Here is a 14,216-nt window from a genome sequence, read left to right as displayed (position 1 = left end):
CTAATACGTTTAAAAAACTATCTTTGCAAAAATTTTGGTTTCCAGTATATTGGAATGAAAAGGGAATTGGGTGAAATGCCCAGACTGTCCCCGCAACTGTAAATCGCAATAAAAATTTCTGTAAAAAGCCACTGTATAAAACGGGAAGGCACAGAAAGCGAAAGTCAGGAGACCTGCCAGAATGATAATCAATAAAACATATTGCTTTCGGAGGAAAAGTAGAAGGATATGAATATAAAAAGATCTTTAGTACTGTTTTTGTCGTCTTATGGCTGTTTTCTTTTCGGTCAGGAGAAATCAATTGATACCATTTATATTTTCGACAGTCAGATGAATAAGGTGAAGCAGTTTCATCCTATAAAAATCATCACTCCTTCAGAGATGCAAAAAAACTCCAGTAATCTTTCTGAGCTGCTGAGGTTTCAATCTGATGTTTATATTAAAGAAAACGGACGTGGTGCGGTTTCTTCACCTTCTTTTAGAGGAACTACGGCTCAGCAGACTGCCTTTGTCTGGAACGGGATTAATATCAATTCTAACTTTTTAGGTCAGGGTGACGTTAATAATATTGTTTTATTCGGATATGACCAGATCGGAGTAAAAGCAGGCGGAGGAAGTGTTACGTATGGCTCGGGAGCTATAGGAGGGAGTATTCACCTGAACAATATTCTTGAATTTAATAAAGGGTTTCATGGCTCTCTTTTTTCAGAGGTGGCATCTTTCGGTACTTTTAATAATTTTGTTAAAGGATCTTTCAGTAATGAAAAATTCAGCTTTAAGGCTTCTGTAAATTATGCTGTAAGCGCAAATGATTATGAGGTTCCGGAATATGTAACAGGTATTACACCATTCAAGAATATTAATGGAAGGTATTATAATACAACCTTTAATGTAGGGGCTGCCTATAAAATTGCCCATGATCAGACCATTTCCTGGCAAAGTCAAGTATTTGATGCTTCACAACATTATCCTATTTACGAATCAAACGGTAACAGAACAAAATATAATGCTCAGACTTTACGTAGTGTCATTTCCTGGGATGTTAATAAAGAAAATCTTTCCAATAGTCTGAAGGCTGCCTATACTGAGGATAATTTCCAGTATTTCTCAGCGCTTAATCTACCTAAAACAAGTGGTGCAGAGGGAAAGAATTATATTTTTAAAAACGATTTTAATTATTTCATTACTCCTAAAATCAATTTTAATGCTATCGGAGAATTTCAGGTGAATAAGGCTCAGGGCTATGCAACCGGAATTGGAACCATCAGCCGTAATGTAGGATCTTTAGCAGGAATGATAAGATATTTTGTAAATAAAGATTTACGTTTTGAAGCAGGAATCAAGAAGGATTTTGTGGAAGGAATTTCTTCTCCGCTTCTGTATTCCTTTTCAGGAAAATGGACTCCTTTACAATGGTATCATGTGAGCGCCAGTTTTTCGAGAAACTTTAGATTTCCATCTTTTAATGATCTTTACTGGCAACCCGGAGGGAATTTGGATTTAAAGTCTGAGACCTCTTCCAATGTGGATATGAATCATGAATTTAGGTTTGGAGATTTTAAGGTTAATCTGAGTCCTTATTACATGGATATTAAAGATCTTATCAGATGGCTTCCTACGCCTTATGGGTATTGGGCACCGATCAATACAAATAATGCAGAATCCTATGGGCTGGAGTCTCAGATAACCTGGAATAAAAATTTCGGGAGACATGGGCTGAAAATCAATGCAGGATATACGTATTCCAAGTCTATTAATAAGGATACCCAAATGCAGATGACCTATGTTCCTTTACATAAAGCTGTGGGGTCTGTAGATTATAGGTTTGATTTCCTTAGGATTTATGCTCAAGGGCTTATCAATGGGCTTACTTATACTACAACGGATGAGGATAGAACAAAGGCTATAGATCCTTACGTTCTTTTAAATGCAGGAGTTTCTGCCGATATTCTGAAAAAATATACATTAGGTTTTAAAGTGAATAATCTTACAAATACTGTTTATCAGACTGTACGTGATTATCCTATGCCAAAGAGAAATTTTAGTATTTACGCAACAATTAATTTTTAAATGATATGAAACTGAACAAATTTTTACATCTACTTTTTGCTTTTGCACTTCTTTTAGGAGTTGCATCTTGTAGTACAGACAGTACTTCTGAACAGGAAATGTTCTACGGAAACGGATTCTTAATTGCCAATGAAGGTAATTATGGTACGCCTAATGCAGAGGTAACTTTCGTGAGCTCAGACTTAAGCTTAAAACAGGACAATATTTTTGGCGCAAATAATGGAGGCGCAAAATTAGGTGATGTTTTACAAATGATTGCTTTCAATGGTAATAATGCTTATTTGCTATTGAATAACTCAAACAAAATTCAGATCGTTAACCGTTTTAGCTTTAAATCTGTTGGTGAAATTACAGCAGGATTGAAAACACCTCGTTACATGACATTTGCTAAAAATAATATGTATGTAACCAATGATAAGTATCTGGGAGCTAAATCTGTAAGTGTTTATAAATTATCTGATAATTCTTTAGTTAAAGAAATTCCTTTTACAGATAATGCTGAAAGAATTGTAGAGGCAGGTGGTAATATCTTCGTGCAGAATGCTACAGCAGGATTTGGAACTAAGATTTCTTTTATCAATACTACAACTAATACTGTTGATAAGACTATTTCTACACCAAACGGAGAAAATATCAAAAAGATTATTTCAAACAATCAGATTGTTTATGCTATCGCAGCAGGTACTGCAGACTCTTATATTTATCAGATCTCAAGTGCGGGTGATATTACAAAAACAACAACTTTAACAGGAATTAAAGATGCTACGAACTTAGAGATTTCAAACGGGAAATTTTACTTCACTTCAGATAGAAATGTGTATTCTATGGATATGACTGCAACAGCAGCACCTACTTCACCTTTATTTACTGTAGCTGCTAGTGCTCACCAATATTCAGATCTTTATGGATTCAATGTAGTGAATGGTTTAATCTTTACTTCTGATGCAAACGGATTTACAGAAGGTAGCAAAATTGTTGTTTACAATACTTCAGGATCTATCGTTAAGACTTTCTCTGCAGGAATTTCTTCTAACTCAGTATTCTGGAACTAAGAAATTAAATACGCGATGAAGTATTTAATATAATTTTTTATTTTTTCATCATTTGTGTTTTTTTCCGGGCGGGTTCATTAGAACCCGCCCGGCTTTGGTATATACATGAACCTAATGAATGGTTTTATTCAAAGGCTATTTTCCTATCTAGTTAAAAAATAATCCATACAAATTCACACAAAAAAGACGGCTGGATAAAAATATCCAACCGTCTTTTTTATTTATCACGATCTAGTTTGCTTTTAATCCCAGCTTTTCTGCTTCGGCAATGACAAACTTTGTTGCTTCCTCCTTTTCATTAGGAATTTCACCTTCAAGGATCGCTTCTTTTACTTTTTCTTTTAAGATCCCAATCTCACGTCCCGGTTGTAAGTTAAACATTCCCATAATCTCCTCTCCAGTGATAGGAGGTTGGAAGTTTCTTACCTGATCCTTTTCCTCTACTTCTTTGATCTTAACAGCCACATATTCAAAATTTTTCTTGAATTTCTCCTGTTTTTTGGAGTTTTTCGTGGTAATATCTGCCTTACAAAGTGTAAAAAGATCTTCAAGGTTTTCACCGGCATCAAATAACAGTCTTCTTAAAGCAGAATCTGATGCGTCATCCGTGATCAATGCAATAGGTCTTGATGAAAGCTTCACCATTTTCTGAACATACTTCATATCGCTTCCTAATGGCAATTTCAATCGCTGGAAAAGAGTCTTTACCATTTTGGAACCCAAAAACTCATGTCCGTGAAATGTCCATCCCGTTCCTTCTACAAATTTTTTCGTAGGAGCTTTTCCTATATCGTGAAGTAATGCCGACCAACGTAACCAAAGATTATCAGTATTCATAGAAATATTATCTACGACCTCAAGAGTGTGGTAAAAGTTGTCTTTGTGGGTTTGTCCTTCCACTTCTTCTACACCTTTAAGTTCAATCAATTCAGGAATAATAAGCTTTAAAAGTCCTGTCTGTTCCATTAATTTCAATCCTACAGAAGGCTTTTCTGACAACATAATCTTGTTGAATTCAACCATGATTCTTTCCATAGAAACAATCTTGATTCTTTCTGCTTCCTGCTGGATAGCGTTTAATGAATTTTCTTCGATCGTAAAGTTTAAAGTGGAGGCAAAACGTACCGCTCTCATCATTCTCAATGGATCATCAGAATAAGTTTGAGCAGGTTCTAAAGGTGTTCTTAAAATCTCCTTTTCCAGATCATCAATACCATTGAAAGGGTCAATCAGATCCCCGAAATTATCTTTATTTAAAGAAATAGCCATTGCATTAATGGTAAAATCTCTTCTTTTCTGGTCATCCTCCAAAGTTCCGCCTTCTACTTCAGGCTTTCTGCTGTTTTCGGTGTAGCTTTCCTTTCTCGCTCCTACAAATTCCAGTTCAAGATCTTTGTATTTGATCATTGCTGTTCCATACGTTTTAAATACGGAAACCTTTAATTTAGGATCAATATCCTGAGCTACATTTTGAGCCAGCTCAATACCGCTTTGCTCCGTCACAAAGTCGATATCCGTAGAAGCTTTTCTCTTCATCAGAAGATCACGAACATAACCTCCGACGATATATACCGACTGATTATTCCTTTCTGCAGCTTCAGAAATTATTTTAAAAAGTTTTAAATTCTTATTTTGATTAAGATTAATTTTCATCGTTTTAATAGCGTCAATTTCTACCAATGCCGTTCATTAATCATAATGAGCGTACATTTTACTTATTTTCCCTTCTTCATTAAAAAACATAACCTCTACAGCATGTTTGTCCATAATAGATTTATAAAATAATGCTACAAAATCTACTCCGGCTGTGGAATGAATCAGATCAAAATGTAGATCCGGAAATTTATCCAGTGCCTTCCTCCAATATTCACGAACGGCTTCTTTTCCTTTCAAAGAATTTTCTTTTCCTCCGGTGGCAAGAGCAATCATTGGTGTTGTAATTTCAATATCCTCAGAATAATGAGAGAGAATATTTTCCAAATCATGAGAGTTCCAGGCATTAATCCACATTTTAGCGAATTCCTGATGATTCATAGCACACATTTTACGAGTTTGGGTTTTGCAAAGATAGAATTAAAAAAAAGAAATCTTGCCGATATAAACTGACAAGACTCTAAAAAATCTATAAAGTAGGGAAGTTAAAAGATGAAGGCTGAAAGTTGTTGTTAGACTGTTTCCTTCAAGTTTTACCCAAAAGCTTATGTTTTTTTATTCTCTAAGAACTTTAATTCTATTATCATTCCATATTTTGATCACAGAAGAACCTGAGTATTTTGAAACTTTTTCTCTATCTTCCTCCACAGCATAATCTACCAGTCCAACGATTTCAGAAGAAATATCAGAAAATTTCAACGGACTTTTTTCACCACTGAAATTAGCCGAAGTAGAAACCAAGGGTTTATTCAGTTTTGTAATTAATTTTTTACAGAAATCATTCTTTACCAATCTTATCCCGATACTGCCATCTTCTGCAAGCAATTCTTTAGGCAACCCTCTTGGGTTTTCATAAACAATGGTTACCGGTTTCTCACTCAAATCAATAATTTCCCAAGCCATTTCCGGAACATCCACTAAATCCTGAAGTCTTTTTTCAGATTCTACAAGAATGATCATAGACTTGTTTTTTTCACGCTTTTTAATGTCAAAAATTTTATTGACAGCTTCTATATTAGTAGCATCACAACCAATTCCCCAAATAGTATCAGTAGGGTAAAGGATGGTTCCGCCGGATTTTAATACTTCTATAATATGTTCCATAATTGTATCGAATTCAAATCAGTTGATAAAGGTAGAAAATCTGTGTTTTTTAGACAAAAAATAATGAGGTAAATGTTTAAGGTTTCAGCTGAATCCGATGGATGATTTTTAATTATAAAAACGGGCTAAAGCCCGTTCCTATTAATGTTTATATATTAATGATGAATATATTTTTACTTAGATTCAAAAATAAATTTAATTGTATTATTTTGAAATGATTTTATATTATTGATCAAATTCAATAGGAATGGGCGTTAGCCCGCTCAACAATAAAATAAATACCATCCGGCTTTAGCCAAAACCTACAATTCTACATCCAACCCAATTTGGATAAATATCTTTCCTCAATAATGTTCACATGATGATAATTATGTCCGATAATCAATTTCCCGATTGTTTCTACCGAAATTTCATGTCCATTGGCAATACCTGTATTTTGCAAAGCAGAAGAATTCATTGTTTCCAATAGAATTTTAGAGGATGCTCTTACTAATTTATATTCTTCTACAAGAGATTCGAGAGATCTTTCGTTGGCATGAGAATTATCAGCGTATTCATTTTCGTCAAACCCTGGAAGATTGGCTTTTTCACCTCTTGCAAAGGCAAGTATTCTGTATTGAAAAACTCTTTCAGTATCTGCTAGGTGTAAAAGGACACCTTTTAAAGTCCATTTTCCCTCGTCATAAGCAAACTTAGACTGTTCTTCGGTAAGATTAGAGAAAATTCCTATGGTTTTATCTTCTGATATTTTTAATTCATGTAACCAATCTCCGGAAGGGATCTGGTCTAAATATCTTTGAATGTATTTTTGAAAATCTGTCATGGTTTTAAAATTTTAATAATCGAAGGATTTAATAATATGAGAAAAACTATTTAGTGGTCCATTCATAGAAGTTTACAGAATCATAAAGTTCGAATCCACAAGCCGGATATAATTGATTTCCTATATCATTACTTTTTCCGGTTTCAAGAAGAATTCCGCAAGCGTTTGAAGTTCTGCATAGTTCTTTTGATTCCTCAATCAACTCTTTGGAATAGCCTTTTCCTCTATAATTTTCATTGACGTAAAGGTCATTTAACAGCCAGTAACGCTGCATTCTTGTAGATGAAAAAATGGGATATAACTGAACAAAACCTGTTAATGAGCCATTTTCTTCCGCAACAAAGATTTCAGAATCCTTACTTTCAATTCTTTCCTGAAGAAATTTAATGGCAGCAGGAATGTCTGATTCCTTATGATAGAATATTCTGTATTGGTCAAAAAGCTCTGCAAGCTGAGGCACATCAGTAATGATTGCTTTTCTCGTATTTTTCATAATGTATAGTGTGATAATAAAAATGAGAAAGATATTGAATCCTTCTCATTTTTTATTTATTTGATGTTTTAAGAAAAAGCTTTCTCAAGGTCTGCAATAAGATCTTCAGCATCTTCAATACCAACGCTTAAACGTACAAGGTCATCAGTGATTCCCAATTCAGCACGTTTTTCTGCTGGAATAGAAGCGTGAGTCATTAAAGCAGGGTGGTTAGCTAAAGATTCTACACCTCCTAAAGATTCAGCAAGGGTAAATACTCTTACTTTTTCTAAGAATTTGATAGCATCTTCTTTTTTTCCGGATTTGAAAGTGAATGAAACCATTCCTCCGGATTCCTTCATTTGAGATTTTGCCAATTCATATTGAGGGTGAGACTCTAAACCTGGATAAATTACTTTATCAACTGCCGGATGAGTTTCAAGATATTTAGCCACAGCAAGACCATTATCAGAGTGTCTTTGCATTCTTAGAGCTAAAGTTTTGATTCCTCTCAATACCAAATAAGAATCGTGAGGTCCTAAAATACCACCACTCGCAAATTGAATGAAGTGAAGTTTATCTCCTAGTTCAGCATCTTTCGCGATAAGTGCTCCGGCAATGACATCAGAGTGTCCACCTAGATATTTTGTTGCTGAGTGCATTACGATGTCTGCTCCCAAATCAATTGGTCTCTGAATATAAGGAGTAGCAAAAGTATTGTCTACTGCTACTAAAATATCTTTTCCTTTTGCAATTTCTACAACAGCTTTGATATCCACCAATTTCATCAATGGGTTCGTTGGAGTTTCTACCCAGATCAGTTTAGTTTTATCAGTGATTACATCAGCAATTTTTGAAGCATCATCAAAATTTACGAACGTGAACTTCAACTGATATTTTTCAAAAAGTCTTGTAAACATTCTGTAAGTACCTCCGTAAAGATCATCTACAGCAATTACTTCATCACCAGGATTTAATAACTTTAAAACACAGTCAATAGCTGCAAGTCCAGAACCGAAAGCTAGACCTCTCGCTCCATTTTCAATACTGGCTAAAGAGTCTTCTAATGCCTGTCTTGTAGGATTGGCAGCTCTTGAATATTCATATCCGGAATGTACTCCCGGGCTTTTCTGTGCAAACGTAGAGGTTAAAAATACAGGAACATTTACAGAACCTGTTGCAGACTCATGATGCTGCCCTCCGTGAATTACTTTTGTATTAAAATTCATATTGATATAATTTGATAATTTGAAAATATAGTAATTTGAAAATGAGTTGATTATACTTTTAAAATAAATCTTTCATTCTCAAATTTTCAAATTGTTATTACTTAATTGCTGATTTTACTGCAAACTCTTCTGCAAATTCCTCTATCCACTGAGCGATATCCTCTTCGCCGGTTGCTCTCTGGTAAGTGCTTCCTAAAGATATTAAAATTTGGTGGATAAACATCTTCATTTGATCTACCGGCATTTCTTTTGTCCAAAGATCAATTCTTAAAGCCTCCATTGTTTTATCATCCCATACAGAGATCATTGTAGCTTTTGTTTCCTGCTTTTCAATACCGCCGTCCTGAGCATTCCATGTGATATTTTCAGGTACGTGGTTCTCATCAAGCTCTACATCTATCGTAATCTGAGTTTTTCTCATTTCTCTATTTTTTCTAAATTCTAAATTTTCTATTATTTAAGTTTCGGTTTATAACCGGACTGATTAAAAATTGTTGTGGCATCCATTTTCAGGAAATCTGTCAGTTTCGTTTCAGGTTTTTCCTTAAGATAAGCCTTGCAGATTTGCCATCCTGTATAAATTCCGATCTGTGGTGAAGATTCATTGTCTATCTCCGTATAAAACTTTGAAAATGGTCCCGGAGCAATAAAGCGTTCTCCCAATCTCGGATCATCTCCAAACAGCAAATTGCTTTCCACAAAATAATTCCAGATGTTGGCTTCATTGTAAGTCGCCCATTCATATTGCTTTTGAGTATAATTCATTTTCAGATAATCAGGGAAGTCCGGAAGAAAAGCATCCTGTAAAATCATTACTTTTCCGTTAAGAATTACCTGATCAATGAATTTCTGATGGTCAGCAGATTCTGTTATAATATTTTCAGCAAAAAGTCTGGAAACCTTAGGTACAATATTCTGAGGATTCATCGATTTTTGGAAATAAAGTTCCAATCCTTTATAATTAGTATTGCCATCACCCATGAAACCTGAAATATCTATGAATAAAAGATTTCCTTTTTCATCATAAAAGATGGGGTCCTGTACCATTTGCAATGCTGATGAAAACAGATATACCTTTGGATTTTTAAATTGTGGGAAGTAATATTTGATATGTGAAAATAAATCTTGAAGTTCCTTTTGTAACTTAGCCTGATCAATCTTTCCGATTGCTTCCTTATAGATTTTTATTTCTTCAGCATCAGCTCTTCTCTTTGAAAAATCTGCATCAGAAACCGTTCCCTGAAACCACGGGAATTGAGCTTTAAATTGATCTAAAGGTACATTAGGGTTGTAAAGTTCCTTGGAAATATCCGTCATTTCAATTTTTCCGGAAGTCTCTTTTACCTCTACTTTCCATTGGTTTTCAGGTTCTTTTTTGCAGGAATTCAGTCCCACAACTAAAACAGAAGAAAGGGCAATATATCTGAAAATCTTCATTATTTTTACATGGATTTTAAGTTTACAAAAATAAGGATTAAATAGACAATTCATGATGAAAATTAAAATATTTACAGTCCTCAGTTTTATTTCAGGATTGGCTGTTTTTTATGGGCAAAAGCTTGAATTTAAAGACAAAAACTTTGAAAAGGCAGTCGTTGAAAATTTCGATATGAATAAAGACGGAATGATAGATCAGCCTGAAGCTGAGCGGGTGAATAATTTATTTTTGGTTCAAAAAGGAATTACTTCTACAGATGACCTGAACTTCTTTAAGAATGTCAAAATGATCATGCTTGATGATAACTCGATTCCAACTGTTAATTTGAAAAATCTTGATAAACTGGATCTGTTTTCATGTACAGGATGTAAAATTTCCTCATTTAAAGCAGAAAATCTGATACGGCTTGCCTCTTTATATGTAGATAATAACCTTCTGGAAAGCATTTCACTGAAAGGAACACCAAGAATTGATCAATTAACATTATCTTTAAATCAATTAAAAGCAATAGATATTTCTCAGCTTGAAAATTTAAGAAAGCTGAACATTGAACATAACAAAATTCAAAAATTAGATATTTCAGGAAATCCGGCTTTACAGACGTTAAATGTAGGAGGAAATAAGATGAAAGAAGCAGATATTAAAAAAGGATTGAAAACTGATGTCACTATTTTTGGAACAGAAGAATAAAACTAATAATACCATGATACTCGAAACTGAAAGACTTATTTTAAGAAAGCTCGAAGAAGCTGATGCGGAACGTATTTTTCTCATGGATTCTGATCCAGAAGTTATGAAATATATCGGAGTACCGGTGTCAACAGACATTGAAGAATCCAAACATCTTATCAGGATGATCCAAAAGCAATATGACGAAAACGGAGTAGGAAGATTGGCGGTTATTGAAAAAGAAAGCGAATTGTTGATCGGTTGGAGTGGCTTAAAATTATTAACCCAAGAGACGAATGGTCATCAGAATGTTTTGGAATTGGGATATCGTTTCCTGTCTGAATCCTGGGGAAAAGGATATGCTGTAGAAGCGGGAATTGCTTCACTGGAGTATGGTTTTAATGAATTGAATGCAGACACTATTTATGCTTATGCTCATTCTGAACATGACGTTTCCAATCATATTTTAAGAAAGCTGGGCTTTGAAAAAACAAGTGAATTTGAAGAACCGGATGGTATTTGCTTTTGGTATGAATTAAAAAAAGAGAAGAAATAAAAAAGGTATGATACTAGAAACAGAAAGGCTGATTTTAAGAAAACTTGAAGATACGGATGCCGAACGTATGTTCCTTATGGATTCTGATCCTGAAGTGATGAAATATCTTGGGACTCCCGTAAAAACCGTGGAAGAATCAAAAGAAATTATTAAAATGATTCAGAAACAATATGAAGAAAATGGTACAGGAAGATGGGCAGTAATAGAAAAAGAAAGCGGATTACTGATAGGATGGTGCGGTTTAAAATTATTAAAAGAACCTATAAACGGATATGTAGAAACTTTGGATTTAGGATATAGATTCATTCCGGAGTTTTGGGGAAAAGGATATGCATGGGAAGCTGCAAATGCTACATTGAAATATGGTTTTAATGAATTAAATGCCGAAACTATTTATGCTTTTGCTGATGCCGGAAATAAAGGCTCCAATTATATTTTAACTAAAATGGGTTTTGAAAATACAGGAGAATTTGAAGACTCGGGTGTTAAGTGTTCTTGGTATGAACTAAAACGTGAAAAATATATTTAATGATAACAATAAGACAGGAAGAGGAAAAGGATTATCAACAGGTTTTCCAATTGACAGAAGAAGCTTTTAGAGAAATGGAGCATAGTGATCATCAGGAACATTTTCTTGTTGAGAAATTAAGAGATTCCGAAGCTTTTATTCCTGAACTTTCACTGGTTGCCGAAGATGAAAATGGTAACATTGCAGGTCATATTCTGTTTACAAAACTTAAAATTGTAAACGGTTCGGAATCCTTTGAATCTTTAGCTTTGGCACCCGTCTCCGTAAAACCTGAGTTTCAGAATCAGGGAATTGGCGGGCAGCTTATCCGTGAAGGACATGATATTGCCGGAAAACTGGGATATCAATCTGTGATCCTGATCGGGCATGAAAAATATTATCCAAAGTTTGGTTACGAAAAAACAAGTAATTTTGGAATTTCGTTTCCGTTTGACATTCCGGAAGAAAATGGAATGGCAATTGAACTTGTACCTGACGGATTAAAAAATAGAAAAGGGATAGTGAAATATCCTAAAGAATTTGGAATAGACTAAAAAATATAAACGATGCAGACACAAAAAGTGATAGATCATATCGTTGAATGGCTAAAAGATTACGCAACCAAAGCCAGAGTGAACGGGTATGTATTAGGAGTTTCAGGAGGTGTGGATTCCGGAGTGGTTTCTACATTGGCAGCTATGACAGGATTGAAAACATTACTGATCGAAATGCCGATCCGCCAGAAAGCTGATCAGGTAGACCGTGCAAAAGATCATATGGAAGACCTGAAATCAAGGTTTCCAAATGTTGAGACAATGTCCGTAGATCTGACACCTGCTTTTGAAGAACTTTACAAAACTTTTGATGTAAATGAAGAGCTTTATCCAAATGAGAAACTGGCATTTGCCAATACAAGATCCCGTTTGAGAATGTTGACTCTTTATTATTACGGACAACTGAACGGGCTTCTCGTATGTGGAACCGGAAATAAGGTAGAAGATTTTGGTATCGGGTTCTATACAAAATACGGTGATGGCGGAGTAGACGTTTCTCCAATTGCAGATCTTTATAAAACGGAGGTTTATGCTTTGGCAAAAGGATTAAATCTTATTAAAAGTATTCAGGAAGCGATCCCGACGGACGGACTTTGGGATGTGGACAGAACAGATGAACAACAGATCGGAGCAACTTACCCGGAATTAGAGAAAATTCAGAAAGAATACGGAACCAAAACAGCAGATGACTACGAAGGGAGAGATAAAGAAGTATTCCTAATCTTCGACAGAATGCATAAAGCGGCAAAACATAAAATGGAACCTATTCCAATCTGTGATATTCCTGAAGAGTGGAGAGAATCATAAATTAAATGTAATAATATAACAATGTAGTAGTTTACCAATGGCTGTTACATTAATAAACCTATTGCTATGAACAGTAAAATAAGAGCAGTGCTTTTCATGTGTCTCGGACTTCTTTTCGGAATGTCTGTGATGTATGTCTATAAAAATTTTATTGAAGATAAAAAAGATCATTCAGGCTCTTCCAAAACGGAAACTGTAAGCTATGGAAGTTCTTCTCTGGATGAATATAATAGTGGAAAAAGTTCCTCAGTTCAAGCTTCTATTGATCAACTTACAGAAGAAAAAACGGTAATCAGTTATGTAAAACAAAACCATAGATTACCCGATTATTATATCACAAAAGGAGAAGCAAGAAAACAAGGCTGGAACCCTTCGCAGGGGAATCTTTGTGATGTACTTCCCGGAAAAGCAATTGGAGGTGATAAGTTCGGAAACAGAGAAGGAAAATTACCCGATGGAGAAAAATACTTCGAAGCAGATGTAAATTACCAATGTGGTGGAAGAAATGCAGACCGTATTATTTATACTAAAAATGGTGAGGTATACCTTACAAAAAACCATTACAAAAGCTTCGAAAAACAGTAAGTCTTTGCGACGAGGCAATGATCTATATAAATTTGCTTTAGAATAAGGATAAGTATTACCTTTGAAAAATATTTTTCATCTATTTAATTTGTGTGAAAATTAGAAATTTAGTTTAACAATATGAAGACAGTATATATAGATTTTACAGACATAGGCGATTATGAGGATTTTTATACTCAGCTTAAGGAAAAAGTTCAGCTTCCAGAGCATTTTGGAGATAATCTTGATGCGCTTTTTGATACCATTACCGGAGATTTGGAAATGCCATTTCACCTTGAGTTCGTTAACATGACTGTAGATCAGTTAGAAATTTTTGAAGATCTTCTGACTACGCTGGAAGATGCGGACGAAGAAGTTGAGGATTTTACGTTCAGCTACTATCTTGAGCAATATGAAGATGATGAAGATGATGAAGACGAAGAAGAAACTGAAGATTAATCTGTGATTGAAATAATAATAAAGAGGTTGTTTTATAAATAAAATAACCTCTTTTATTTTTTAAGACTCAGAGAATTATATTTTTTTGCCACGGATGCATGAATAAATTATATAGACGTCTAAGTTTAGGATGAAATTTTTTGCATTTTGATCAATATATTACTTAGTCATTCCTAAAAATAAATACAACGATTTGATATTCAATATTTTATTATCAAATTTCGCTTAAAAATGTTGTATAAAATTGCAGAAAATCGT

Annotated in this window: 17 protein-coding genes and 1 riboswitch; of the genes, 9 read left to right on the top strand and 8 right to left on the bottom strand. The window is 34.4% G+C overall.

The features are described 5' to 3' along the window. Window positions 1-18 precede the first annotated feature (18 nt). Window positions 19-195, top strand: a riboswitch (cobalamin riboswitch). A gap of 33 nt (window positions 196-228) precedes the next feature. Both BW983_RS22595 and BW983_RS22590 read left to right on the top strand, forming a co-directional pair. Further along, window positions 229-2,070, top strand: a complete 1,842-nt coding sequence (locus BW983_RS22595) for a TonB-dependent receptor plug domain-containing protein (protein ID WP_076554017.1) — start codon at window positions 229-231, stop codon at window positions 2,068-2,070. Between the two features lie 5 nt (window positions 2,071-2,075). Then, the gene (locus tag BW983_RS22590) at window positions 2,076-3,122 is read left to right on the top strand and encodes a YncE family protein (RefSeq protein ID WP_076554016.1); all 1,047 of its coding nucleotides are present in this window, start codon (window positions 2,076-2,078) and stop codon (window positions 3,120-3,122) included. Window positions 3,123-3,353: 231 nt separating this feature from the next. On the opposite strand, the gene BW983_RS22585 is transcribed toward BW983_RS22590, so the two are convergent. The 8 genes from BW983_RS22585 to gldB form a co-directional block, all read right to left on the bottom strand. After that, a complete protein-coding gene (locus BW983_RS22585) occupies window positions 3,354-4,775 on the bottom strand; it encodes a CCA tRNA nucleotidyltransferase (RefSeq protein WP_076554015.1) in 1,422 nt (473 codons plus the stop codon). 36 nt (window positions 4,776-4,811) lie between these two features. Next, window positions 4,812-5,156 (bottom strand): nuclear transport factor 2 family protein, encoded by a 345-nt coding sequence (locus BW983_RS22580; protein WP_076554083.1) that lies wholly within the window; start codon window positions 5,154-5,156, stop codon window positions 4,812-4,814. Window positions 5,157-5,330: 174 nt separating this feature from the next. After that, window positions 5,331-5,879 carry an L-threonylcarbamoyladenylate synthase gene (locus BW983_RS22575; protein ID WP_065396115.1) on the bottom strand — a complete coding sequence of 183 codons (549 nt, stop codon included), beginning with the start codon at window positions 5,877-5,879 and terminating at the stop codon, window positions 5,331-5,333. Window positions 5,880-6,189: 310 nt separating this feature from the next. Then, on the bottom strand, window positions 6,190-6,702 hold the full coding sequence (locus BW983_RS22570) for a DinB family protein (RefSeq protein WP_076554014.1): 513 nt from the start codon (window positions 6,700-6,702) through the stop codon (window positions 6,190-6,192). Window positions 6,703-6,748: 46 nt separating this feature from the next. Next, a complete protein-coding gene (locus BW983_RS22565) occupies window positions 6,749-7,195 on the bottom strand; it encodes a GNAT family N-acetyltransferase (RefSeq protein ID WP_076554013.1) in 447 nt (148 codons plus the stop codon). Window positions 7,196-7,263: 68 nt separating this feature from the next. Next, window positions 7,264-8,403, bottom strand: coding sequence for a cystathionine gamma-synthase (locus BW983_RS22560; RefSeq protein ID WP_076554012.1), 1,140 nt, complete (start codon window positions 8,401-8,403; stop codon window positions 7,264-7,266). Window positions 8,404-8,500: 97 nt separating this feature from the next. After that, window positions 8,501-8,824, bottom strand: coding sequence for a gliding motility protein GldC (gene gldC / locus BW983_RS22555; protein ID WP_065396111.1), 324 nt, complete (start codon window positions 8,822-8,824; stop codon window positions 8,501-8,503). Between the two features lie 32 nt (window positions 8,825-8,856). Continuing rightward, on the bottom strand, window positions 8,857-9,840 hold the full coding sequence (gene gldB / locus BW983_RS22550; protein WP_139329338.1) for a gliding motility lipoprotein GldB: 984 nt from the start codon (window positions 9,838-9,840) through the stop codon (window positions 8,857-8,859). A 52-nt stretch (window positions 9,841-9,892) separates the two neighbouring features. On the opposite strand from gldB, the gene BW983_RS22545 reads away from it, so the two are divergent. From BW983_RS22545 to BW983_RS22515, 7 genes are all read left to right on the top strand, one after another. Further along, entirely contained in the window at window positions 9,893-10,531 is a 639-nt protein-coding gene (locus tag BW983_RS22545) for a leucine-rich repeat domain-containing protein (RefSeq protein WP_076554011.1), read from the top strand. 13 nt (window positions 10,532-10,544) lie between these two features. After that, window positions 10,545-11,066 carry a GNAT family N-acetyltransferase gene (locus tag BW983_RS22540; RefSeq protein ID WP_076554081.1) on the top strand — a complete coding sequence of 174 codons (522 nt, stop codon included), beginning with the start codon at window positions 10,545-10,547 and terminating at the stop codon, window positions 11,064-11,066. 7 nt (window positions 11,067-11,073) lie between these two features. Next, window positions 11,074-11,595 (top strand): GNAT family N-acetyltransferase, encoded by a 522-nt coding sequence (locus tag BW983_RS22535; RefSeq protein ID WP_076554010.1) that lies wholly within the window; start codon window positions 11,074-11,076, stop codon window positions 11,593-11,595. Continuing rightward, window positions 11,595-12,128 carry a GNAT family N-acetyltransferase gene (locus BW983_RS22530; RefSeq protein WP_076554009.1) on the top strand — a complete coding sequence of 178 codons (534 nt, stop codon included), beginning with the start codon at window positions 11,595-11,597 and terminating at the stop codon, window positions 12,126-12,128. The genes BW983_RS22535 and BW983_RS22530 overlap by 1 nt, the downstream gene beginning before the upstream one ends. A gap of 12 nt (window positions 12,129-12,140) precedes the next feature. Further along, the gene (gene nadE / locus BW983_RS22525; protein WP_076554008.1) at window positions 12,141-12,935 is read left to right on the top strand and encodes an NAD(+) synthase; all 795 of its coding nucleotides are present in this window, start codon (window positions 12,141-12,143) and stop codon (window positions 12,933-12,935) included. A 66-nt stretch (window positions 12,936-13,001) separates the two neighbouring features. Beyond that, the gene (locus BW983_RS22520) at window positions 13,002-13,520 is read left to right on the top strand and encodes a ribonuclease domain-containing protein (RefSeq protein WP_076554007.1); all 519 of its coding nucleotides are present in this window, start codon (window positions 13,002-13,004) and stop codon (window positions 13,518-13,520) included. A gap of 120 nt (window positions 13,521-13,640) precedes the next feature. Further along, window positions 13,641-13,958 carry a barstar family protein gene (locus tag BW983_RS22515; protein ID WP_076554006.1) on the top strand — a complete coding sequence of 106 codons (318 nt, stop codon included), beginning with the start codon at window positions 13,641-13,643 and terminating at the stop codon, window positions 13,956-13,958. The last annotated feature ends 258 nt before the right edge of the window (window positions 13,959-14,216 follow it).

Origin of the sequence: Chryseobacterium ureilyticum (assembly GCF_900156735.1) — a bacterium.
Lineage (GTDB): Bacteria > Bacteroidota > Bacteroidia > Flavobacteriales > Weeksellaceae > Chryseobacterium > Chryseobacterium ureilyticum.
This window is presented reverse-complemented; position numbering and strand designations above follow the sequence as displayed.